Annotated in this window: 19 protein-coding genes; 12 read left to right on the forward strand and 7 right to left on the reverse strand. The window is 67.2% G+C overall.

Annotated elements, in window-relative coordinates; translation table 11 throughout:
* Positions 1–48 precede the first annotated feature (48 nt).
* Genes BM162_RS06030 through BM162_RS06045 form a run of 4 tightly spaced genes read left to right on the forward strand, consistent with a single transcriptional unit; the run spans position 49 to position 5842 of the window.
* Complete coding sequence (locus tag BM162_RS06030) at positions 49–1044, forward strand: TRAP transporter substrate-binding protein (protein WP_093419133.1); 996 nt, start codon at positions 49–51, stop codon at positions 1042–1044.
* Between the two features lie 4 nt (positions 1045–1048).
* A complete protein-coding gene (locus BM162_RS06035; protein ID WP_093419135.1) occupies positions 1049–1564 on the forward strand; it encodes a TRAP transporter small permease in 516 nt (171 codons plus the stop codon).
* The gene (locus BM162_RS06040; RefSeq protein ID WP_093419148.1) at positions 1561–2865 is read left to right on the forward strand and encodes a TRAP transporter large permease; all 1305 of its coding nucleotides are present in this window, start codon (positions 1561–1563) and stop codon (positions 2863–2865) included. The genes BM162_RS06035 and BM162_RS06040 overlap by 4 nt, the downstream gene beginning before the upstream one ends.
* Before the next feature lie 55 nt (positions 2866–2920).
* Complete coding sequence (locus BM162_RS06045; RefSeq protein ID WP_245759182.1) at positions 2921–5842, forward strand: hybrid sensor histidine kinase/response regulator; 2922 nt, start codon at positions 2921–2923, stop codon at positions 5840–5842.
* A 103-nt stretch (positions 5843–5945) separates the two neighbouring features.
* Here the strand turns inward: BM162_RS06045 and hemN are convergent, their stop codons facing one another.
* The 3 genes from hemN to BM162_RS06060 form a co-directional block, all read right to left on the reverse strand.
* The gene (gene hemN / locus BM162_RS06050; protein ID WP_093419475.1) at positions 5946–7304 is read right to left on the reverse strand and encodes an oxygen-independent coproporphyrinogen III oxidase; all 1359 of its coding nucleotides are present in this window, start codon (positions 7302–7304) and stop codon (positions 5946–5948) included.
* Positions 7305–7469: 165 nt separating this feature from the next.
* Positions 7470–8060, reverse strand: coding sequence for an exopolysaccharide biosynthesis protein (locus tag BM162_RS06055; protein WP_093419151.1), 591 nt, complete (start codon positions 8058–8060; stop codon positions 7470–7472).
* 107 nt (positions 8061–8167) lie between these two features.
* Positions 8168–8968 (reverse strand): DeoR/GlpR family DNA-binding transcription regulator, encoded by an 801-nt coding sequence (locus tag BM162_RS06060; protein WP_093419154.1) that lies wholly within the window; start codon positions 8966–8968, stop codon positions 8168–8170.
* A gap of 291 nt (positions 8969–9259) precedes the next feature.
* On the opposite strand from BM162_RS06060, the gene glpD reads away from it, so the two are divergent.
* The 7 genes from glpD to BM162_RS06095 all read left to right on the forward strand — a co-directional run bounded on the left by glpD (position 9260) and on the right by BM162_RS06095 (position 16918).
* Complete coding sequence (gene glpD / locus BM162_RS06065) at positions 9260–10855, forward strand: glycerol-3-phosphate dehydrogenase (protein ID WP_245759183.1); 1596 nt, start codon at positions 9260–9262, stop codon at positions 10853–10855.
* Positions 10856–10886: 31 nt separating this feature from the next.
* The gene (locus BM162_RS06070; protein ID WP_093419164.1) at positions 10887–11975 is read left to right on the forward strand and encodes an ABC transporter ATP-binding protein; all 1089 of its coding nucleotides are present in this window, start codon (positions 10887–10889) and stop codon (positions 11973–11975) included.
* A complete protein-coding gene (locus tag BM162_RS06075; RefSeq protein WP_093419165.1) occupies positions 11975–13069 on the forward strand; it encodes an ABC transporter ATP-binding protein in 1095 nt (364 codons plus the stop codon). Before BM162_RS06070 ends, BM162_RS06075 begins: the two co-directional genes overlap by 1 nt.
* Positions 13069–13941, forward strand: coding sequence for a carbohydrate ABC transporter permease (locus BM162_RS06080; RefSeq protein WP_093419166.1), 873 nt, complete (start codon positions 13069–13071; stop codon positions 13939–13941). The genes BM162_RS06075 and BM162_RS06080 overlap by 1 nt, the downstream gene beginning before the upstream one ends.
* Positions 13941–14834 carry a carbohydrate ABC transporter permease gene (locus tag BM162_RS06085; protein ID WP_177215079.1) on the forward strand — a complete coding sequence of 298 codons (894 nt, stop codon included), beginning with the start codon at positions 13941–13943 and terminating at the stop codon, positions 14832–14834. The genes BM162_RS06080 and BM162_RS06085 overlap by 1 nt, the downstream gene beginning before the upstream one ends.
* Positions 14835–14859: 25 nt before the next feature.
* Positions 14860–15132, forward strand: a complete 273-nt coding sequence (locus tag BM162_RS06090) for a DUF2160 domain-containing protein (protein WP_093419167.1) — start codon at positions 14860–14862, stop codon at positions 15130–15132.
* A gap of 67 nt (positions 15133–15199) precedes the next feature.
* A complete protein-coding gene (locus BM162_RS06095; protein ID WP_093419168.1) occupies positions 15200–16918 on the forward strand; it encodes an ABC transporter substrate-binding protein in 1719 nt (572 codons plus the stop codon).
* A 107-nt stretch (positions 16919–17025) separates the two neighbouring features.
* On the opposite strand, the gene BM162_RS06100 is transcribed toward BM162_RS06095, so the two are convergent.
* On the reverse strand, positions 17026–18261 hold the full coding sequence (locus tag BM162_RS06100) for a DEAD/DEAH box helicase (RefSeq protein WP_093419170.1): 1236 nt from the start codon (positions 18259–18261) through the stop codon (positions 17026–17028).
* Positions 18262–18583: 322 nt separating this feature from the next.
* On the opposite strand from BM162_RS06100, the gene BM162_RS06105 reads away from it, so the two are divergent.
* A complete protein-coding gene (locus BM162_RS06105; RefSeq protein ID WP_093419180.1) occupies positions 18584–19969 on the forward strand; it encodes an aminotransferase family protein in 1386 nt (461 codons plus the stop codon).
* A gap of 3 nt (positions 19970–19972) precedes the next feature.
* Here the strand turns inward: BM162_RS06105 and BM162_RS06110 are convergent, their stop codons facing one another.
* Genes BM162_RS06110 through BM162_RS06120 form a run of 3 tightly spaced genes read right to left on the reverse strand, consistent with a single transcriptional unit; the run spans position 19973 to position 22483 of the window.
* On the reverse strand, positions 19973–20065 hold the full coding sequence (locus BM162_RS06110) for a DUF2474 domain-containing protein (RefSeq protein ID WP_093419181.1): 93 nt from the start codon (positions 20063–20065) through the stop codon (positions 19973–19975).
* Positions 20065–21072, reverse strand: coding sequence for a cytochrome d ubiquinol oxidase subunit II (gene cydB / locus BM162_RS06115; protein ID WP_093419182.1), 1008 nt, complete (start codon positions 21070–21072; stop codon positions 20065–20067). Before cydB ends, BM162_RS06110 begins: the two co-directional genes overlap by 1 nt.
* A gap of 4 nt (positions 21073–21076) precedes the next feature.
* Positions 21077–22483: a cytochrome ubiquinol oxidase subunit I gene (locus tag BM162_RS06120; protein ID WP_093419183.1), complete on the reverse strand. Its 1407-nt coding sequence runs from the start codon at positions 22481–22483 to the stop codon at positions 21077–21079.
* Positions 22484–22640: the final 157 nt, after the last annotated feature.

Here is a 22640-nt window from a genome sequence, read left to right on the forward strand (position 1 = left end):
GCGGGCCGGGGAGGGCCAGTCGCCGACACGTTCATAGGGAGGAACGACATGAAGACCATCGCACTCAAGACCGCGCTTCTGGGGGCGGCGCTTGCCCTGCCGCAGGCCGCCGCAGCCGAGACGCTGAGCTTCGCGCACTGGGTTCCGCCGCAGCACACGCTGACCGAATCCACCATCGAACCCTTCGCCGAGGGCGTGTCCGAGGCCACAAGCGGCGAGCTGGATGTCGAGGTGTTTCCGGGCGGCGAGCTCGGAGCCGGCCCGCTCGAGCAATACGTCCGCGTCGTGCAGGGCGTGGCCGACATCGTCTGGGGGCTTCAGGGCTATACCTCGTCGCAGTTCCCCAGGACCATGATCGCCGAGCTTCCGGGTGTCGTGACCGAGGATCGTCGCGGCTACGAGGTGCTGTGGGACGCGTGGGAGGCCGGGCTGCTTCAGGACGAGTATCCGGGCACCAAGCCGCTGGCGCTTTGGACGTCCGAGCCGAACATCTTCATCATGAAGGACGTCGACGTGCGCAGCCCCGAGGACCTGGAGGGGCTGAAGATCCGCGTCTCGGGCTCGGTCGCGGGCGACATCATCGAGGCGCTGGGCGCGATCCCGGTGCAGATGCCGGCGGGCGAGATCTACAACGCGCTCCAGACCGGGCTGATCGATGGCGTGGTGACGGGAACCTCGGCCGTGGGCGATTTCCGGCTGGACGAGGTTGCGAACTCGTACACCTATGGCGCGCCACTGGGGCAGATCGCCTTCTACGTCGTGATGAACCAGGACCGCTTCGACAGCCTGCCCGAGGAAATGCAGGCCGCAGTCGAGGAACATTCCGGCCGCTGGCTGTCGCAGTCGGCGGAAGAGGGCTGGCTTGCAAAGACAGACGCCGTGCGCACCGCCATCACCGAGTCCGGCGACAACACGGTGATCGACCTGACCGAGGACGAGATCCAAGCTTTCGCCGAGATCACGCTTCCGGTGACGGATCAGCGGGTCGAGGAAATTGGCGCGCAGGACGTCTATGAGGTGATGACCGGCGGCGAGGGCAGCTGACCCCATGGTCGCGACCCTCAGACGCACCGCCGACCGTCTGATCCATCTGGCCGCGGTGATCGGGGCCGTGGCCCTGATCGTCGAGCTGGGGGTCATCCTTGTCGACGTGGTGGGGCGCTATTTCGGCGCCCCGCTCACCGGCGCGCAGGACATCTCGACAATGACGCTCGCCGTTCTGGTCTTCGGCGCCATGGCGCTGTGCGACCGGACCGGCGGGCACATTTCGGTCGACGTTTTCGAACGCCGCTTCCCGGAATGGCTCAACCGCGCGGGCGACATCGTCGGCGCTGCGCTGGGCGCGGCGGTCTTCGCCGGCATCGCCTGGACGGTGTGGGAAAGCGCCGGGCTAAGCCAGATGCTGAATCTGCGCACAAATATCATCGACCTGCCGAAGTGGTGGTTCCAGTGGGCGGTGGTCGTCTTCTCGGTCATCACGGCGCTGGGCATGGTGCTGCGGTTCGTCGAGCTTTGCCTGGGCGGCCCGCGCCCGGCGCACGACCTCGCGGAGAGCGGCGAATGACGAACGAACTGATCGGCTTCCTGGGGATCGTCGCCCTGTTCGTCCTGCTGATCCTGCGCATCCCGGTCGCAATCTCGATGTTTGTCGTCGGCTTCGGAGGCGTGGCGCTGCTGAATTCCTGGAACGCCGCAGAGTCGCTGCTGGCGTCCGAGGCGTTCACGCTGGCCTCGAAGCAGGAACTCGTCGTCGTCCCGCTGTTCATCCTGATGGGCAACATCGCCTCCGAGACGGGGATGAGCCGGCGGCTCTACGACGCCGCCTATGCCATCATGGGGCAGCTGCGCGGGGGGCTTGCCTCGGCCACCATCGTGGGCTGCGGCGGCTTTGCGGCGCTCTCAGGTTCGTCGGTGGCCTCGGCGCTGACCATGGGCAAGGTGTCCCTGGCCGAGATGGACCGCTTTGGTTACGACAGCAAGCTGTCCACCGGCGCGGTCGCCGCGGGCGGCACGCTGGGCATCCTGATCCCGCCGTCCACGGGCTTCGTGATCTACGCCATCCTCGCGCAGGAATCGATCGGCCGGCTGTTCGTGGCGGGCGTCCTGCCCGGCATCCTGCTGCTGGCGCTGTTCGTCGCCACCATCACGCTGATGTGCACCATCTGGCCCGCCCTCGGCCCCGTGGGTCCGCGCACCACGCTGTCCGAGAAGGGCAGGGCGCTGGCCGGGGCGCTGCCGATCCTCGGGGTGATCGTGCTGACCATCGGCGGCATCTATTCCGGCATCTTCTCTCCGGTCGAGGCCGCCGCCGTCGGCGCGGGACTCGTCGTCGTCGCGGCGCTGCTGGAGCGGACGCTGACGGCGGCCATGTTCTGGCGCGCCTGCCGCGACTCGGTCGTCACCACGGCTACGGTCATGCTGATCCTGATCGCGGCGCACCTGATCAACCCGTTCCTGGCCCTCAGCCGCATCCCCGAGGTGGTGGGCAACTTCCTGGCCGCCGTCGACCTGCCGGCGCTGGGCGTGCTGACGCTGATCCTGCTGAGCTACCTGATCCTGGGCTGCTTCCTGGAAGGCTTCGCGATGCTGGTGCTGACGATGCCGATCTACTTCCCGGTCATCCTGGAACTGGGCATCGACCCGGTGCTGTTCGGCGTTCTGGTGGTCCTGGTACTCGAGATGGGGCTGATCTCGCCCCCGGTCGGAGTCAACGTGTTCATCGTGAAGTCGGTGGCGCCGAAGGTGCCGCTGGGCACGATCTTTCGCGGCGTCCTGCCGTTCTGGGCCGCGATGGGGGTGTGCCTCGCGCTGCTGGTGGCCTTCCCGCAAATCGCGCTGATCCTGCCCAACACGATGTTCAACTGACCTGGTCCCTGTCCGTCCATGAGGGGGCCGGGTACCGGCGGATCCCGCTTGTGCGATGTGCGCCATCTGTTACTGCTCGGAAATGAGCTTCGACTTCGAAAAGCTGTTTCAGGCCGCTCCGTCGCCCTTCGTCCTTCTCGACCGCGACCTGCGGATGGTCTGGACGAACGAGGCTTACCAAAACGTCACCGGCCGCACGCGCGAATCCCTGATCGGGCGGGTGATGACGGAGGAATTTCCGTCCGACCCCGACAGCGTGCACGGGCGCATGTTGCGCGCGTCGTTCAAGCGCGTGTTCGCAAGCGGTGCGACCGACCACCTGCCACTTATCCCCTATCCCATCGCCGGCGCGGACGGCGAGATCGAGGAGCGGTACTGGAGCGCGACGCACACGCCGATCCCGGGCGCCGACGGCGCGACCGAGTTCGTGCTGCAGAACACGCACGATGTAACCGACCTCTATCGCTCGCAGCCCGAGGTCGGTGCCCCGTCGGCCGAGCACGCGGACCTCGTGCGGCGGGCCGAGGTGATTACGCGCCAGAACCTCGAGCTCGACACCGCGACCGACTTCTTCCAATCGGTGTTCCATCAGGCGCCCACGTTCATGGCGATCCTGACGGGGCCGGACCATGTCTTCCGGATCGTGAACCGGGCTTACCTCAAGGTCGTGGGCGAGCGTGACCTGATCGGGCGCCCGGTGCGCGAGGCGCTTCCTGATATCGAGGGGCAGGGCTTCTACGAACTGCTGGATCAGGCGTTCACCACGGGCGAGGCCGTGACGCTGCGCGGTGCCGCGATTACGGTGCAGCGCGACAGCGGCACGCCGTCTCAGGAGTTGTTCCTGGACTTCGTCTACCAGCCACTGTTCGACGCCGAGGGCGAAACGACGGGCATCTTCGTGCAGGGCCACGACGTCACTGCCCAGCGGATTGCCGAGACGCACCTGCGCGAGGCCGAAGAGCGGTTTCGCACCATGGCGCAGACCATGCCCGCGCATGTCTGGACGACAGGCCCCGAAGGCGGGTTCGAATGGGTGAGCGACCAGCTCTACGCCTATTCGGGCCGCAGCGTGGGCGACTTCGACGGCGCGGGCCGCGGTGACGTCCTCCATTCCGAAGACCGGGCGCGCGTCCGGTCCGAATGGCGGCGCGCGCTCGAAGCGGGGCAGGCATACGAGGCAGAGGCGCGCTTGCGGCGCGCCGACGGCGTGTACCGCTGGCACCTCGTGCGGGCGACGCCCATCTGCGACGCGGCCGGCAAGCTTGTGCGGTGGGTCGGGACCAATGTCGACATCGACGATCAGAAGACCGGTGCCGAGGCGCTCGCCGACCTGAACGCAACGCTCGAAGACCGGGTCGAGCGGCGCAACCGCGAGCTTGAGGACGTTCACGCCCGCCTGCGCCAGAGCCAGAAGATGGAGGCGATCGGCAACCTCTCGGGCGGTATCGCGCACGACTTCAACAACCTGCTCCAGGCGATCACCGGCAGCCTGACGCTGGCCCTTCGCGATCTGCCCGAAGCCTCCCCGGCCCGCGGGCGCATTGACGCCGCGATGCGCTCGGTCGATCGGGGCGCGGCGCTGTCCTCACAGCTTCTGGCCTTCAGCCGCCAGCAGCCGCTTCAGCCCCGCGCGCTGGACCTGCGGGACATGCTGGCCGGCATGGCAGGCATTCTGCAAAGCGCGCTCGGCGACGGCGTCGAGATCGTGGTCGAGGCGGGCGAGGACGCGTGGCCCGCCTTCGCCGATGCCGCCAACATCGAAAACGCGCTGCTGAATCTCGCGGTGAACGCCCGCGATGCGATGGAGGGCCGCGGCCGGCTGCGGATCGCCGTGGCCAATCGCAGCATGACCCGCGCCGACCTGGCCGGTGATGACGAGATGGCGCCGGGCGATTACGTCGAGCTGTGCGTGGCGGATACCGGCCCCGGCATCCCGGCCGAGGTGGCGGAAAAGGTGTTCGACCCGTTCTTCACCACCAAGCCCGTGGGCAAGGGGACCGGCCTCGGGCTCGCCACCGTCTACGGCTTTGCCCGGCAATCGGGTGGCCGCGTGACCATCGACAGTGCTCCGGGCGAGGGGACGGTCGTCAGCCTTCTGCTGCCCCGATCGCGGCAGGCGGTCGCGCCGGACGCACCGGCGCAGCCCGACCCGCTGCCGCGCGGGCGCGAGAGCCTGCTGCTGGTCGAGGACGACGCCGAGGTGCGCGAGGCCTCGGCCGCGCTTCTGGCCGATCTGGGTTACATCGTCCGAACGGCGCCCGACCCGCATGCGGCGCTGTCCGTCGTGGAGGACATGGGGGCGCCGGAACTCGTGATCACGGACGTGGTGATGCCCGGCGCGCTCAGCAGCCGCGAGATGGCCGACCGGCTGCGGCGGGACCGGCCGCATCTGCCGGTCCTGTTCGTGACCGGCTATTCCCGCGACGCGATGCTGCACGACGGCCGGCTCGAGGATGCCGTCCAGGTGCTCCTCAAGCCGTTCACGCAAGAGCGGCTGGCGGCGAAGGTGCGCGAGTTGCTCGACGCCGCGCCCCGCCCGGCCACCGTTGCACCGGAGGTCGCAGCCGACGTCCAAGCCGGTCTGCGGGTCCTTCTGTGCGAGGACGATGCGCTGATCGCGATGTCGATGACCGAGGCGCTGCACGAGTCCGGCGCCGAGGTGAGGCAGGCCAAGACGGTGGCGCAGGCGCTTGCCCATCTGCAGGCCGAAAGCTTCGACGTGCTCGTGACCGATCTTGGCCTGCCGGACGGCTCGGGCGAGGATCTCGCGATTCAGGCGCGGACGCTGCACCCCACGCTCTCGCTGATCTTCGCCACCGGCCGGGAACACGTCGCGGCGGCGGAGCGACTGGAAAACAGCATCGTGTTGCGCAAGCCCTTCGGGGACGACGCGCTCCACGCGGCCCTCGCGAACCTGCGCCCGGCCGTCCCCGTCCGACCGGAGCCCGGCATGTTCGGCGCGGCCGGCAGCGCCTGACAGCTGCACCGGCGCGCGCCGGGGCTCATCTTCGGTCCCGAATTATCCTCGGGGGGAGTCGCCGCAGGCGACGGGGGGGCGGAAGGCCCCCCTGCACCGGGCGTCAGGACGCCTTCGAGAAAACGGCGTTTTCCGCCGCGTAGCCGTCATAGCCGCGCGCGACCATGCGGGCGAGCGGCCGGCCCCCGGGGGCGAGCCGGATACCCCCGTCGGACGTGCGCGCCACGACCGAGGCGAAGCGGTCTGCCGTCGCGGCGTGTACCGGCAGCAGGATGTCGGCCAGCGGGCCGGCTTCCCGTCTCAGCGCGTCCTGGTCGATGGCGAAGTCGCACATCAGCATCTCGATCGCGCGGCCGCGCACGAGGTCCTCGTCGGTGTTGAGGTGGCCCTTCGCGCCGGCCAGGCCGCCGGCCTCGATCCGCTGGACGTAGGCGGGCGTGGCGGGCGCGTTCTGCACGTAGCCCTGCCGGAAGCGAGAGATCGACGAGGTGCCAAGCCCGATCAGCGTCGGGCAGGTGTCTTCGGTATAGCCTTGGAAGTTCCGCCGCAGGCGACCGGTCTCGGCCGCGCGGGCGAGACCGTCGCCGGGCAGGGCGAAGTGGTCGATGCCGATGGCGCGGAAGCCCGCCGCCGTAAACGTCTCGGCGGCGAGACGCGCGAGCCGGAAGCGCGCCTCGTCGCCCGGAAGTGCGGCCTCGTCGATCAGCTTCTGGCGTTTCGACATGTGCGGCACGTGGGCGTAGCCGAAAAGCGCCAACCGGTCCGGCGCAAGGCTCAGCACCTTGTCCACCGTGTCCGCCAGCCGCGCCGCGTCCTGGTGCGGCAGGCCATAGACCAGATCGGCGTTGAGCGAGGCGACCCCGGCCTCGCGCAACATCGCGACGCAGTCGCGGGTGACCTCGAAGCTCTGCGGCCGGCCGATGGCAGCCTGCACGTCGGGCGAGAAGTCCTGGATGCCGATGCTGGCGCGGTTCAGCCCCGCCGCCCGCAGCGCCGCGATCTTGTCGGCGTCCACCATCGTCGGGTCGATCTCGACCGAGAACTCGAATTCATCGGCCACCGGGAACACGTCGCGGACCGCGTCCGACAGCCGCGCGATCATGTGCGGCGGCAGGATGGTCGGCGTCCCGCCGCCCCAGTGCAGCCGGCCCATGCGCACGCCTTTTGGCAGGTGGCGCGCGACGACCGCCAGTTCCGCCTCGAGCGTGCCGAGGTAGCTTTCCACCGGCGACAGCGTGCGGGTGCCCTGCGTGTGGCAGGCGCAGAACCAGCAGAGCCGTTCGCAAAACGGGATGTGGACATAGACGGAGACGGGCTCGGCGGGATCGAGCCGCGCCAGGCACTCGGCCTGGAAGTCCGCGCCGGTGGCCGGAGAGAAGACGGGCGCCGTCGGGTAGCTCGTGTAACGCGGCACGCGCGCGTCGAAGAGGCCGAGGGTCCGGAGCTGTGCGATCTGTTCCATGCCGCCCGTCATATGGCCCCGCGCCGTGCCCGACTTTGAGCGGGATCAAATTGCGCGGCGAAAGCGGCAAGGCCCGGGGGCTGGCCGGCCGGCGACGCATTGGCGCTAGCATCAGGTGCGTCGTGCTACCGCCGGCCGCCTCCGGGGCATGTGTTCACCAGCCCGTCACCCGCTGAACCCGAATTGCCAGACGGCCACCGGAACGGCGAGCAGCAGGATCAGCGAGGCGACCACCAGCGCACCGTCGCGGGTCAGCAATCCGGCGGCGAACAGCGCGATGACGGCCGAGGCGATGGAGCCCGAGGTGGGAATGATCTCCATGAACGGCATGAAGAGCGTCAGGCACAGGATCAGGATCAGCGGCAGCCACAGCCAGGGACGGTGGAACAGGAAGGTCAGACGCGCCTTGAGAAAGCGCTCGACGAAGCGGACGGGCTTGCGCAGCCAGCCGATCCCCTTGCAAAGCTTCGCCGTGGACATCTTCCGGCGGGTGATGAAGCGCGGCAGCCAGACGCATTCGCGTCCGGCGATCATCTGCACCACGAGGATGAAGGTGATCGTCGCGACGATCGCGGTGATGCCGGGGATGGCGCTGGCCGGCGAGGTCGAGATCAGCGAGAAGACCAGCATCAGCGAGGCGAACGACTTGCGTCCGAGCTTCTCGATCACCTCTTCCACGGGGATGCTTTCCCCGTGAACGGAGCTTTCCAGCTGGTCGAGCACGTCGCTGAGCGCGCGGGTCTTTTCCTTGGGCATGTCTCACCTTCTTGCACACCTCAAGAAACAGAGGCCGGGCGCAGCAGGTTCCAGCGACCCCCCGCGAACGCGCGATGTGGGTTAATGGGAGCGCGCGGCGGGGGCGCTCAGCGCTCGCCCGACGCGCGCGAGCGGGTGTAGGCCGGCGGTTCACTCAGGGCGATCTCGGTGCCCCAGTCGCGGCAGGCGGAGGCGACGGCCCGGGGCGGGGCTGCGTCGGTGAAGAAGACGTCGATCTCGGACAGGGAGCCGATGCGTGCCGGAGCGCTGCGGCCGAACTTCGATTGGTCGGCGACCAGGAAACTGCGCCGGGCCTGCGAAAGGATGGCCTGGTTCACGCCCACCTCCTGCACGTCGAAGTCAAGCAGGTCGCCGTCGTCGTCCATGGCCGAGCAGCCGATCACGGCAAGGTGGAACTTGAAGCGGCGGATGGTGTCCGTGGTCAGGTTGCCGACGAGACCGCCGTCCGACCGGCGCAGGTTGCCGCCCGTCACGATCACCTGCGCGTCGGCGTTGGCCGAAAGGATGGTCGCGACGTTCATGTTGTTGGTGACCACCAGCAGGTTGCGGTGGCGCAGAAGCTCGGCGGCGACGGCCTCGGTCGTGGTGCCGATGCCCAGGAAGATCGAGGAATCCTCGGGAATGCGCGCGGCACAGGCGCGGCCGATATCGACCTTGGCGGCGGCGTTCAGGCTGCGGCGGTGCTCGTAACCGATATTCGTGGTGCCCGAGGGCAGAACCGCGCCGCCGTGAACGCGCTCGAGCCGACCTTCCTCGGCCAGGTCGCTCAGGTCGCGGCGAATGGTCTGGAGCGTGACGCCGAAGTGCTCGGCGAGCCCCTCGACCGTCACGCGGCCCTCGCGGCGTGCGATCTCGATGATCTCGGAGTGTCGGAAGTTCTGGGACATGACGCCGGCGCGCGCTCCTTTCCGGCTCAGGCTATGCCCGGATCGCGCCATACCGCAAGTCACGGCTTTCGATTCGGGTGCGGATCGCGGTTTTGCGCGGCTGCGGGTGCAGCCGGAGCGCGGGTCTCACGGGGCGCCGAAAACGTCTGGGAGCGTGCGTGTGGTAGAGAAATCAGACACTTGTCCATACTCGAAGGCGAAACGAAAACATCCGAACATTATTCTTTTCCGATCAACGTCACCCTGCTACATAATCAACCTCGAACGGAACTCAGAGGAGGGCGGCTCGGCGTGACGCAAACCAAGCAGAGCTACGACCTCTTCGTCATCGGCGGCGGCATCAACGGGTGCGGTATCGCGCGTGACGCCGCTGGACGGGGACTGTCGGTTGCGCTGGCCGAGATGAACGACCTCGCTTCGGCGACATCGTCCGCCTCGACCAAGCTGTTTCACGGTGGGCTGCGCTATCTTGAATACTTCGAGTTCCGGCTGGTGCGCGAGGCGCTGATCGAGCGCGAGACGCTGCTGCGTGCGATGCCGCACATTTCGTGGCCCATGCGCTTCGTGCTGCCGTATCACCCCGACATGCGGTTCGAGAGCGCGACGCCGACCTCGAAGCTTCTCAACACGGTGATGCCGTGGATGAAGGGCAGGCGGCCGGCATGGCTGATCCGGCTGGGGCTGTTCCTGTACGACCATCTCGGCGGGCGAAAGATCCTGCCGGGGACGTCGACAGTCGACCTGCGCGACAGCCCCGAGGGCGCGCCGCTCGAGGACCGGTTCGAGACGGCGTACGAGTATTCCGACTGCTGGATCGAGGACAGCCGCCTAGTCGTCCTGAACGCGCGCGACGCGGCCGAACGCGGGGCCGAGATCATGGTGCGCACCGAGGTGGTCGAGGCGCGCAGTGTGGACGGGGCGTGGGAGGTCGCGCTGAAGGACCGCGACAGCGGCGCGCGCCGTACAGTCCGGGCGCGCATACTCGTCAACGCGGGCGGCCCATGGGTCGGCGACATCATCCGCGACAAGGTGCACGGCGACAGCCGCGATGGCGTGCGGCTGGTGCGCGGCAGTCATATCGTCACCAGGCGGCTCTACGACCACGACAAGTGCTACTTTTTCCAAGGTACCGACGGGCGGATCATCTTCGCGATCCCGTACGAGACCGACTTCACCCTGATCGGCACCACCGATGCCGAGCACGACGACCCATCGCGCAAACCCGTCTGCACGCCCGAGGAGCGCGACTATCTCATCGCGTTCGCCAACAGCTACTTCAAGCGCGACCTCTCGGCCGACGACGTGGTCTGGACCTATTCCGGGGTGCGCCCGCTGTATGACGACGGGGCGTCGAGCGCGACGGCCGCAACGCGGGACTACACGTTGAAGGTCGACGACAGTGGCGGTGCACCGCTGCTCAACGTCTTCGGCGGCAAGATCACGACCTACCGCCGGCTGGCCGAAAGCGCGCTGGAGAAGATGTCGCCGTACTTCCACGGTCTGTCCGGCCCCTGGACAGCGGGCGTGCCGCTGCCGGGTGGGGATTTTGCAGTGCAGGCGTTCGACGATCTGGTCGGGCGACTGGAGGCAGAGCATCCGTTCCTCGATGGCTTCTGGGCGCGGCGTCTGGTCCGCGCCTACGGCACCGAGGCGTGGGACGTTCTGCACGGCGCCGCGAAGGCAGAGGATCTCGGACAGCGATTCGGTGCTACGCTGACGGCGCGAGAGCTGGAGTGGCTGATGGACCGGGAATGGGCCCGCACCGCCGAAGACGTGGTGTGGCGCCGCAACAAGCTCGGGCTGCGCCTGAGCACGGAGGAAATCGTGGCCATCGACGGATGGATGGCCGCACGCCAGGCTGAAAGCCGGCACGCGGCGGCGGAGTAGTCCCGTCGTCGTCCTGGGGAGGAGGAACGACATGACGCTGAGCTTGCAGGGCGTGTCCAAGGTGGTGGGCAGCGAGACCCACATCCACCACACGGACCTGACCCTCGAAAAAGGGACGATGAACGTCCTGCTCGGGCCGACGTTGGCGGGGAAGACCTCGCTCATGCGCCTGATGGCCGGGCTCGACGTGCCGACGACGGGCCGTATCCTCTGGCAGGATAAGGACGTCACGGGCGTCAAGGTGCAGGACCGCAAGGTGGCGATGGTCTACCAGCAGTTCATTAACTACCCCTCGATGACCGTCTACGACAACATCGCCTCGCCCATGAAGCTGATGGGCGTGGACAAGTCCGAGGTCGACCGCCGCGTGCGCGAGACGGCCGAGCTGATGAAGCTCACCCCGATGCTCGACCGCAAGCCGCTGGAGCTTTCGGGCGGCCAGCAGCAGCGCTGCGCGCTGGCCCGGGCGCTGGTGAAGAACGCGGGGCTGGTGCTGCTGGACGAGCCGCTGGCGAACCTCGACTACAAGCTGCGCGAGGAGCTGCGCGCCGAGATCCCGCGTATCTTCGAGGAATCCGGTGCGATCTTCGTCTACGCCACCACCGAGCCCGAGGAGGCGCTGCTGCTCGGCGGCAACACGGCAACACTTTGGGAAGGGCGGGTGACGCAGTTCGGCCCCACGCCGCAGGTCTATCGTCAGCCGGTCAATGCGACGACTGCGCGGGTCTTCTCGGACCCGCCGATGAACTTCCTGCCGATCGAGAAGCGCGGCGGCGAGATGCTGTTCGGCGACAACCAGAGCGCGCGGATCCCCGAACCGCTATCGGGGCTGCCCGACGGAAAGCTGACGGCCGGCTTCCGGCCCAACCACTTGGAGTTGCACCCCCACGTCGCCGGTGCGCTGGAGTTCGACACGAAGCTGAGCGTGACCGAGATTACCGGGTCGGAAACCTTCGTTCACCTCGACCACCACGGCGAGCGCTGGGTCGGCCTTGTCCACGGCATCCGCGACCTGCTGCCGGGGCAGGATCTGCGCGTCTACCTCGACCCCGCCCACGTCTACATCTTCGCGGAAGACGGACAGCTCGTCTCGGCCGCGTCCTATGCGGAGGCCGCCTGATGGCAAAGATCACGCTCGACAACCTCGCGCATTCCTACCTGCGGGATCCGAAGGGCGAGGACGACTATGCCCTGAAGGAGCTCAACCACGTCTGGAACGACGGCGAGGCGTACGCGCTGCTGGGCTCGTCCGGGTGTGGCAAGTCCACGCTGCTCAACATCATCTCGGGGCTGCTTCAGCCCAGCCAAGGCCGCATCCTGTTCGACGACGTGGACGTCACCCACGCCCCCACGGCCCAGCGCAACATCGCGCAGGTGTTCCAGTTCCCGGTCGTCTACGACACGATGACGGTGCGCGAGAACCTGGCCTTCCCGCTCAAGAACCGGGGCGCCGATGCCAATTACGTCTCTGGTCGCGTGCAGGACATCGCGCGGATGATCGGCATGGAGGCCGAGCTTGACCGCAAGGCGCGGGGGCTGACGGCTGACGCCAAGCAGAAGATCAGTCTTGGCCGCGGCATGGTGCGCGAGGACGTGAACGCGCTGCTGTTCGACGAACCGCTGACCGTCATCGACCCGCACATGAAGTGGGAGCTTCGCACGCAGCTCAAGTCGCTGCACCACGAATTCGGGCACACGATGATCTACGTCACCCACGACCAGACCGAGGCGCTGACCTTCGCCGACAAGGTGGTGGTCATGTACGACGGCCGCGTGGTGCAGATCGGCACACCGCAGGAGCTGTTCGAGCGTCCGGCCCACACCTTCGTCGGCTACTTCATCGGCTCGCCCGGCATGAACGTCTTCGACGCCGAGATCGACGGCAGCACCGCCCGCATCGCCGGCACGACCGTCGACCTCGGCGCGCCGTACGGTGCGCTTCGCGGCAAGACGCAGGTCGGCGTACGGCCGGAATTCGTTCAGCTTCACGCGGGCGGCGAAGGCGTGCCCGCCAGGGTGCGGCGCGTCGAGGATGTCGGCCGACACAAGATCATCCGCCTCGACGTGGATGGACAGACCTACAGCGCCATCGCCGAAGAGGGACACTCCGTGCCCGCCGGCGCCGACCGCATCACCTTCGATCCCGAAGGCATCAACGTCTACGCCGATGACTGGCGCGTGGCGCCCGAGTCCCGGATGGGGGAGGCCGCCTGATGAACAAGACCGTCAACCAGAAAGCATGGTTCCTGGTCCTGCCGGTGCTCGTGCTGGTCAGCTTCTCGGCGATCATCCCGCTGATGACCGTCGTGAACTACTCGGTGCAGGACACCTTCGGTAACAACGAGTTCTTCTGGGCCGGGCTCGAGTGGTTCAAGGAGATGCTCGAGGACGAGCGCATGTGGAATGCGCTCCAGCGGCAGATGTTCTTCTCGGCCGTGATCCTCGCGATCGAGGTGCCGCTGGGCATCTTCGTGGCGCTCAACATGCCGAAAAAGGGCTTCTGGGCGTCGTTCTGCCTTGTCCTGATGTCGCTGCCGCTTCTCATCCCATGGAACGTGGTGGGCACGATCTGGCAGATCTTCGGCCGGCTCGACATCGGGCTTCTGGGCTACACGCTCGACGCCATCGGCATCGACTACAACTATACGCAGGACGCGGTGGATGCCTGGGTGACGATCATCGTGATGGACGTCTGGCACTGGACGTCGCTCGTGGCCCTGCTGGCCTATGCCGGTCTCCAGTCGATCCCCGACGCCTATTACCAGGCGGCCAAGATCGACCAGGCGAGCCGCTGGAAGGTGTTCCGCTATATCGAGCTGCCCAAGATGTCGGGTGTGCTGACCATCGCGATCCTCCTGCGGTTCATGGACAGCTTCAAGATCTACACCGAGCCCTTCGTCGTCACCGGCGGCGGTCCTGGCAATGCGACGACGCTTCTGTCCATCGACTTGGTGAAGATGGCGCTCGGGCAGTTCGACCTGGGCCCGGCCGCCGCCTTCTCGATCATGTATTTCCTCGTGATCCTGGTTGTTTCGTGGGTCTTTTACACCGTGATGACGAACCTCGACAAAAGGGATGCCAAGTGATGAGCGATCAGACCGTTCGCGCCCCCGGTGCGGCCAGCATCCCCGGAGATGTGACCGCCGAACGCAAGAAAAACAGCGCCTGGGCGAAGTACCGGCCCAACGGCTCGGCCGTGGTGATGACGCTGTACATCGTCTTCCTCATGCTGCCGATCTATTGGCTGGTGAACATGAGCCTGAAGACCAACGCCGAGATCCTCGGGACCTTCTCGCTCTGGCCGCGGGACCTGACCTTCGCCAATTACGAGAAGATCCTGACCGATCCGTCATGGTACATGGGCTACGTCAACTCGCTGATCTATGTGGTGATGAACACGGTGATCAGCCTCGCCGTGGCGCTGCCGGCGGCCTATGCCTTCAGCCGCTACACGTTCCTGGGCGACAAGCACCTGTTCTTCTGGCTGCTGACCAACCGGATGGCGCCCCCGGCCGTGTTCGCACTGCCGTTCTTCCAGCTTTATAGTTCGGTGGGGCTCTTCGACACGCATATCGCCGTGGCGCTGGCGCACACGCTGTTCAACGTGCCGCTGGCCGTCTGGATCCTCGAGGGGTTCATGCGCGGCGTGCCGAAAGAGATCGACGAGACCGCGTATATCGACGGCTACAGCTTCCCGAAGTTCTTCGTGAAGATCTTCATGCCGCTCATCGCCTCGGGCATCGGCGTGACGGCCTTCTTCTGCTTCATGTTCTCGTGGGTGGAATTGCTGCTCAGCCGGACGCTGACGAGTGTCGAGGCCAAGCCCATCGCGGCGACAATGACGCGTACCGTCTCGGCCTCGGGCCTCGACTGGGGCGTACTGGCGGCGGCGGGGGTGCTGACGATCGTGCCCGGCGCGCTCGTGATCTATTTCGTGCGCAACTACATCGCCAAGGGCTTCGCCCTGGGCCGCGTGTAACCTTCGGAACAGGGGAGGATTTCGAATGGCCTGGATGGCATGGACCTGGCCCACGGCGCTGTTCTTCGTCGTCATCGCCGCGCTGCTGATCGTCTTCACGATCCTCGGCGTGAAGTACCCCGAGACGCCGCGCGTCGGCGTCCTTCGGATCGAGACGACGCGCGGCGACCGGCTGTTCATCACGCTTCTGGGCAGCGCCTTCATCAACCTTGCGTGGCTGGGCCTCGAGCTCGGATCGCAATGGTGGGCGCTGGCCGTCTGTCTCGTCTACGCTGCGGCGGTGTTCCGCTGGGTGTAACGAAACCTGCGGCGGCCCGAGGAGAGGCCGCCGCACGAGTACTGGTTCAAAAAAGGGAGGAAACCTCATGAACCTGACGCTAAGAACCACAACCGCGCTGGCGCTGGCCCTGTCGGCCAGTCCGGCCTTCGCCGACATGGAGGCCGCGCAGGCCTTCCTCGACGAACATATCGAGCATTCCGCCCTGACCCGCGAGGAGCAGGAGCAGGAGATGCAGTGGTTCATCGACGCGGCCGAGCCCTTCCAGGGCATGGACATCCGCGTCGTCTCGGAGACCATCGCCACGCACGAGTACGAGGCGAACGTCCTCGCCCCCGCGTTCTCGGCGATCACCGGGATCAACGTCACCCACGACCTGATCGGCGAAGGCGACGTGGTAGAGAAGCTGCAGACGCAGATGCAGTCGGGCGAGAACATCTATGACGCCTACGTCAACGACTCGGACCTGATCGGCACGCACTGGCGCTATCAGCAGGTGCGCAACCTGTCCGACTGGATGTCGGGCGACGGGGCCGACGTGACCAACCCGCGACTCGACCTCGACGACTTCATCGGCCTGCAGTTCACCACCGGCCCGGACGGGCTGCTCTACCAGCTGCCCGACCAGCAGTTCGCGAACCTTTACTGGTTCCGCTACGACTGGTTCCAGGACGAGAAGAACCAGGCCGACTTCCAGGAAGAGTACGGCTATGAACTGGGCGTTCCGGTCAACTGGGCGGCGTACGAGGATATCGCCGAGTTCTTCACCGGCCGCGACCTCAGCCACATGGGCCACGAGGGCGAAGTCTTCGGCCACATGGACTATGGCAAGAAGGACCCGTCGCTCGGCTGGCGCTTCACCGACGCTTGGATGTCGATGGCCGGCATGGGCGACACCGGTGAGCCGAACGGCTTCCCCGTCGACGAGTGGGGCATCCGCGTGAACGAGAACAGCCAGCCCGTCGGGTCGTGCATGGACCGCGGCGGTGCGACCAACGCGCCCGCGGCCGTCTATGCCATCGAGAAGTACACCGACTGGCTGCAGAACTACGCGCCGCCGGCAGCCGCCGGCATGACCTTCTCGGAATCCGGTCCGGTTCCGGCGCAGGGCAACATCGCGCAGCAGATGTTCTGGTACACCACGTTCACCGCCGACATGGTGGGCGACGGGGCCGCGGCCGTGCTGAACGAGGACGGCACGCCGAAGTGGCGCATGGCGCCCAGCCCGCACGGCGTATACTGGGAAGACGGCATGAAGGTCGGCTACCAGGACGCCGGCTCGTGGACGCTGATGGACTCCACGCCGCTCGACCGCGCCAAGGCGGCCTGGCTCTATGCGCAGTTCGTCACCTCCTACACGGTGGACGTCGAGAAGTCGCACGAGGGCCTGACCTTCATCCGCGAGTCCACGATCAACCACCCCAGCTTCGACGAGCGCGCGGGTGAGCTTGGCGGGCTGATCGAGTTCTACCGCTCGCCGGCCCGGACCCGCTGGTCGCCCACGGGCACCAACGTGCCGGACTACCCGAAGCTCGCGCAGCTGTGGTGGCAAAACATCGGCGACGCCTCCTCGGGCGCCAAGACGGCGCAGGAAGCGCTCGACTCGCTCTGTGAAGAGCAGGAGCGCGTGCTCGAGCGTCTGGAGCGTGCCGGCGTGCAGGGCGATCTGGGTCCGAAGCTGAACGAAGAGCAGGACCCCGAGTACTGGCTGAGCCAGCCGGGTGCGCCGAAGCCGAAGCTGGAGAACGAGGACGAAGAGCCGATCACCGTCCGTTACGACGAGCTGATCCAGTCCTGGCAGGAGTGATCCCGTCGGCGGAGGCCGCTCACGCGGCCTTCGCGCATGGGCGGACAGGGTGTTGTCCGCATGTACGCAAGCAGAGAGGGGCGGCCGCGTGGCCGCCCCTTTCGCGTTCAGGCGGCGCGGCGGGCCGGCTTGCCCTGCGTGCGGCGGCGGGGCCGGCGCTTCTGGCCGCCGCCGGGTTTCGCGTCTCGGCCGGGCTTGCCGCCGCGACCCGCGTGCGGCCACGGCGTGCCGCCGGCGACGCGGATCGAGGTCTTGAGGACCTTCTCGATGTCGCGCAGTTCGCCCGTCTCGGCGTCCGAGCAGAAGGCAATCGCTTCGCCCGAGGCGCCGGCGCGCGCGGTGCGGCCGATGCGGTGAACGTAGTTCTCGGCCACGTTGGGCAGGTCATAGTTGTAGACATACGCCACGCCGGGGATGTCGATGCCACGGGCGGCGACGTCGGTGGCCACCAGCACCATGACCTCGCTTTCGCGGAACGCGGCGAGGGCCCGGTCGCGCTGGCCCTGGCTCTTGTTGCCGTGGATCGAGGCGGCGGCGAAGCCCTTGGCGACGAGCCCCTTCATCAGCTTCTCGGCCCCGTGCTTGGTGCGGGCGAAGACCAGCGCACGCTCAGCCGGGTGCTTGCCCAGCAGGTTGGCCAGAAGCGCGGGCTTGTCGGCCTGAACGACGAAGTGCACCGACTGCTCGACCTTGTCGGCGGCCTGGCCGGGGCGCGCGACCTCGACCCGCACCGGATCGGTGAGGTAGGCGCGCGACAGCTCTTCCATCTGCTTGGGCATGGTGGCCGAGAACAGCATGGTCTGGCGGTCGCGGTTGAGAAGCGGTGCGATGCGGCGCAGCGCGTGGATGAAGCCCATGTCGAGCATCTGGTCGGCTTCGTCCAGCACCAGGAAGCGGGTCTGCGAGAGGTCCACCGCCTTGCGCTCGATCAGGTCGATCAGGCGGCCGGGCGTGGCGACCAGCAGGTCGGTGCCGCGGGCGAGGCGGCCGGCCTGCGCGTTCAGCGACTTGCCGCCGACCACGACGTTGACCTTGAGATGCGAGCCCTGGGTATAGGCGGTCAGGTTGTCCGAGATCTGGTTGGCCAGTTCGCGCGTGGGGGCGAGGATCAGGCCGCGCACGGTTTTCGGTGCGGGCTTGCTGCCGGCCTTCATCAGCGTGTCGATCAGCGGCAGGCCGAAGGCCGCGGTCTTGCCGGTGCCGGTCTGGGCCAGGCCCATGACGTCGCGGCCGTTCATGGCGTGCGGGATCGCCTGCTTCTGGATGGGCGTGGGCTCGGTGATGCCCTGCTCCTTGAGCGTGGCGATGAGGCGGGGCGCGAGGCCCAGCATGTCGAAATCCATGGATGTCCTTTCGGCGGGGCGGAGTCGCCCCGTGAGGGAAGGGGCCGCGGATGCCGCGGCGGTGCGTTCGGGTTGCGCCGCGTTCTGACCCGGGGCCGGATTGCCCGCCTGGCCGTCTCGACGCTGGCCCCCCTCGCGTGATGTCGGGAAACTTCGTGCGGCATCGCCCGTGGGGACTCTCCGGTCCGTCTGCTCACGCGGCAGGGGCGAATGCTTGGACGGCAAATGCGCGTTGCGGCGGGGGAAGTCAAGGGCGGCCTTGACGTGTCGTCGGATCGGGGCTGAGACTGCCGACAAAACACAAGCCCGGAGAACCGCCCCGATGACCGTCCCGTTCCAAGTCAACGACCCCCGCGCCGTGATCGAGGCCGACCGCGCCCACGTCTGGCATCACCTGGTCCAGCACAAGCCGTTCGAGACGGTCGATCCCCGCATCATCGTCGAGGGCAAGGGTCTGCGCGTCTGGGACATCACCGGCAAGGAGCACATCGACGCCGTGTCGGGCGGGGTGTGGACCGTCAACGTGGGCTACGGGCGCGAGCGGATCGCCGACGTGGTGCGCGACCAGCTGGTGAAGCTCAACTTCTTCGCGGGCGCCAGCGGCTCGATCCCCGGCGCGCGCTTCGCCGAGGCGCTGATCGACAAGATGCCGGGGATGAGCCGGGTCTATTACGCCAACTCGGGGTCCGAGGCGAACGAGAAGGGCTACAAGATGATCCGCCAGATCGCGCACAAGCGGTACGGCGGGAAGAAGCACAAGATCCTGTTCCGCGAGCGGGATTACCACGGCACGACCATCAGCGCCCTGTCCTCGGGCGGCCAGCAGGAGCGCAACGCGCAGTATGGGCCGTTCACCCCCGGCTTCGTCGAGGTGCCGCACTGCCTGGAATACCGGGCGCAGTGGGACCTCTCGGGCGAGGCCTATGGCGAGCGGGCGGCCGACGCGATCGAGGAGGTGATCCTGCGCGAGGGCGCGGACACCGTGGGCGGCATCGTGCTCGAGCCGGTGACGGCTGGCGGCGGCGTGATCCCTGCGCCCGAGGGCTATTGGCAGCGGGTGCAGGAGATTTGCCGCAAGTACGACATCCTGCTGATGATTGACGAGGTCGTCTGCGGCGTGGGCCGCACGGGGACGTGGTTCGGCTATCAGAACTACGGCATCCAGCCCGATATCGTGACGATGGCGAAGGGCGTTGCCTCGGGATACGCCGCGATCTCGTGCTGCGTGACGACCGAGGCGGTGTTCGACATGTTCAAGGACGACGCCGACGATCCGCTCAACTATTTCCGCGACATCTCGACCTTCGGGGGCTGCGCCGCCGGGCCGGCGGCGGCGCTTGAGAACATGGCGATCATCGAGGAGGAAGGCCTGCTCGAGAACACGAACGCCATGGGCGCGCGGGTGATCGACAACCTGCACGCGCTGATGGACAAGCATGCGGTGATCGGCGACGTGCGCGGAAAGGGTCTGTTCTGTGGCGCAGAGCTGGTCGCCGACCGCGCCACGAAAGAACCGCTGGACGAGAAGCGTGTTCAGGCCGTGGTGGGCGAGTGCATGAAGCAGGGCGTGATCATCGGGGCGACCAACCGCTCGGTCCCCGGCTATAACAATACGCTGTGCCTTAGCCCGGCGCTGATTGCGACGCCGGACGACATCGACCAGATCACGGATGCGATCGACAAGGCGCTGACGACCGTGATGTCGTAGCGCTCAGCCGATCATGGCGCGGATGGCGAGGCCGAGGAGCGTGACCGCGGCCACGCCACCCGCCCAGAACAGCACGAACCAGCCCAGCTTGCGCATCAGTGATAACCCGCGTCCGGGTCTATCTTGCCGCGGAACACCCAGTAGGCGTAGGCGGTGTAGACCAGGATGATCGGGATCAGGATGCCCGCGCCGACGAGCGTGAACACGAGGCTCGATTCGGGGGCAGCGGCGTCCCAGATCGTGATCTCGGTCGGGACGATGAAGGGATAGAAGCTGATCCCCAGCCCGATGAAGCTGAGCACGAAGATCGACAGCGCGGCGAGAAACGGGCGATAGTGCTGCCCGCGCGCCAGCCCGGTGAATAGCAGCCACGCCGAGGCCGCGACCAGCGCCGGCACGATCAGCGTGAAGGGCAGGGTGGGGCTCCAGGCGAACCAGCGTTCGAGGTAGAGGCGTTCGAGGAACGGCGTGATCAGGCTGACCGCCGCGATGGACGCGAGCGTGGCGACGCCGGTGATCCGCGCGATGCGGCGGGCGTGCTCGTAGACGGTGCCCTCGGTCTTCATCACCAGCCACGTTGCCCCCAGCAGGCCGTAGCCCACGGTGACCGCGAGGCCGGTGAGCATCGAGAAAGGCGTCAGCCAGTCCCAGTGGCCCCCGGCATAGGCGCGACCCTCGACCTCGATCCCCTGCACCAGCGCGCCAAGAGCGATCCCTTGGCAGAACGCTGCGACGAAGGAGCCGCCGAAGAAGGCCCAGTCCCACAGGAACTTGCCGCGCTCGGTGCGCCAGCGGTACTCGAACGCGACGCCGCGGAACACCAGCCCCAGCAGCATCGCGATGATCGGCGCATAGAGCGCGGGCATCACCACCGCGTACGCCAGCGGGAACACGGCGAAGAGCCCGCCGCCGCCCAGGATCAGCCAAGTCTCGTTGCCGTCCCAGACCGGCGCGACGGTGTTCATGGCGAGGTCACGTTCGCCGCCCTTCTCGAGCCACGGGAAGATCAGCCCCACGCCGAGGTCGAACCCGTCGAGCACGACATAGGCCAGCACGGCGAAGGCGATGAGGCCGGCCCAGATGAAGGCGAGGTCGAATTCCATCGTCTTATTCTCCCGGTATGGCGTCTGGGTCTTCCTCGGGCGCGGGCGTGATGCCCGCCGTGCGGATCGGCCCCTCGGTGATCTTGCCCTTGGCCGTCTCGGGTGCGCGGTTGATCAGGCGAAGGATGTAGTATGTGCCCGCGCCGAACACGGCGAAGTAGATCAGGATGAAGGCGATGAGCGAGCTGCCGACCGCCGACGCCTCGACAGGCGAGACGCTCTCGGCGGTGCGCAGTGCGCCGTAGACGGTATAGGGCTGACGGCCCACTTCCGTCGTCACCCAGCCCGACAGCACGGCGACGAAGCCCATCGGCCCCATCACGATCGAGGCGCGGTGCAACCAGCCGTCGTCGTAAAGCCGGCCGCGCAGGCGCTGGATTACGCCCCACGCGCCCAGCCCCAGCATCGCGAAGCCTAGCGCGACCATGATGCGGAACGACCAGAACACGATCTCGACCGGCGGCTCTTCGTCGTCGGGGATGGTGTCGAGCCCGGCAAGTGGCGCGTTCAGGTCGTGCTTGAGGATCAGGCTCGACAGCTTGGGGATCTCGACGGCGTAATCGATCTCCTTGTTCTCGGGGTCGGGAATGCCGAACAGGATCAGCGGCGCGCCGTCGGGGTGGCTGTCGTAATGCCCCTCCATCGCCATGACCTTCTGCGGCTGGTGTTCCAGGGTGTTGAGCCCGTGGAAGTCGCCCGCCAGGATCTGAAGCGGCGCAGTGACCAGAAGCATCCACATCGACATCGAGAACATCAGCCGCGCCGCCGGGTTCTCGCGGTTGCGCATGAGGTGCAGCGCCGCGGACGCGCCGACGACGAGCGCCGTGGTCAGGTAGGCGGCCAATACCATGTGAACCAGCCGATAGGGGAACGACGGGTTGAACACGATGTCCCACCAGTTGCCCGGCACGAACTGCCCCACCTCGTTCATCTCGAATCCGGCCGGCGTGTGCATCCAGCTGTTCACGCTGAGGATCCAGAAGGCCGAAAAGAAGGTCCCGAGCGCCACCATCAAGGTCGCCGCGAAGTGCAGCTTCGGCCCCACCTTGTCGCGCCCGAACAGCATCACGCCCAGGAATCCGGCTTCGAGGAAGAAGGCCGACAGCACCTCGTAGGCCATGAGCGGGCCGAGGATCGGGCCGGTGACGTCCGAGAAGACCGACCAGTTGGTGCCGAACTGGTAGGACATGACGATGCCCGACACGACGCCCATGCCGAAGGCGACGGCGAAGATCTTCTTCCAGTAGTTGAAGGCGCGCATGAACACCTCGCGCCCGGTGAACAGGTGCGCCCCGTTCAGCACGGCCAGGTAACTGGCCAGGCCGATCGAGAAGGCGGGGAAGATGATGTGGAACGAGACCGTGAACGCGAACTGGAACCGTGCGAGATCCAGTGCCTCGAAACCGAGCATGTCGAGCCTCCTGATGTCTTCTCGTCAGACCTAAGTGCCCGGCGCACCGGGACAATCGCCTGCGGTGTCGCAGTGCGGCGGGCGGCCGCATCCCGGCGGTGGCGGCGACGTATGCTGCGCGAAAGCAACAACGCCGGGGGCAGGCGGACGTTCCGCC

This window comes from Tranquillimonas alkanivorans (genome assembly GCF_900115595.1).
Lineage (GTDB): Bacteria > Pseudomonadota > Alphaproteobacteria > Rhodobacterales > Rhodobacteraceae > Tranquillimonas > Tranquillimonas alkanivorans.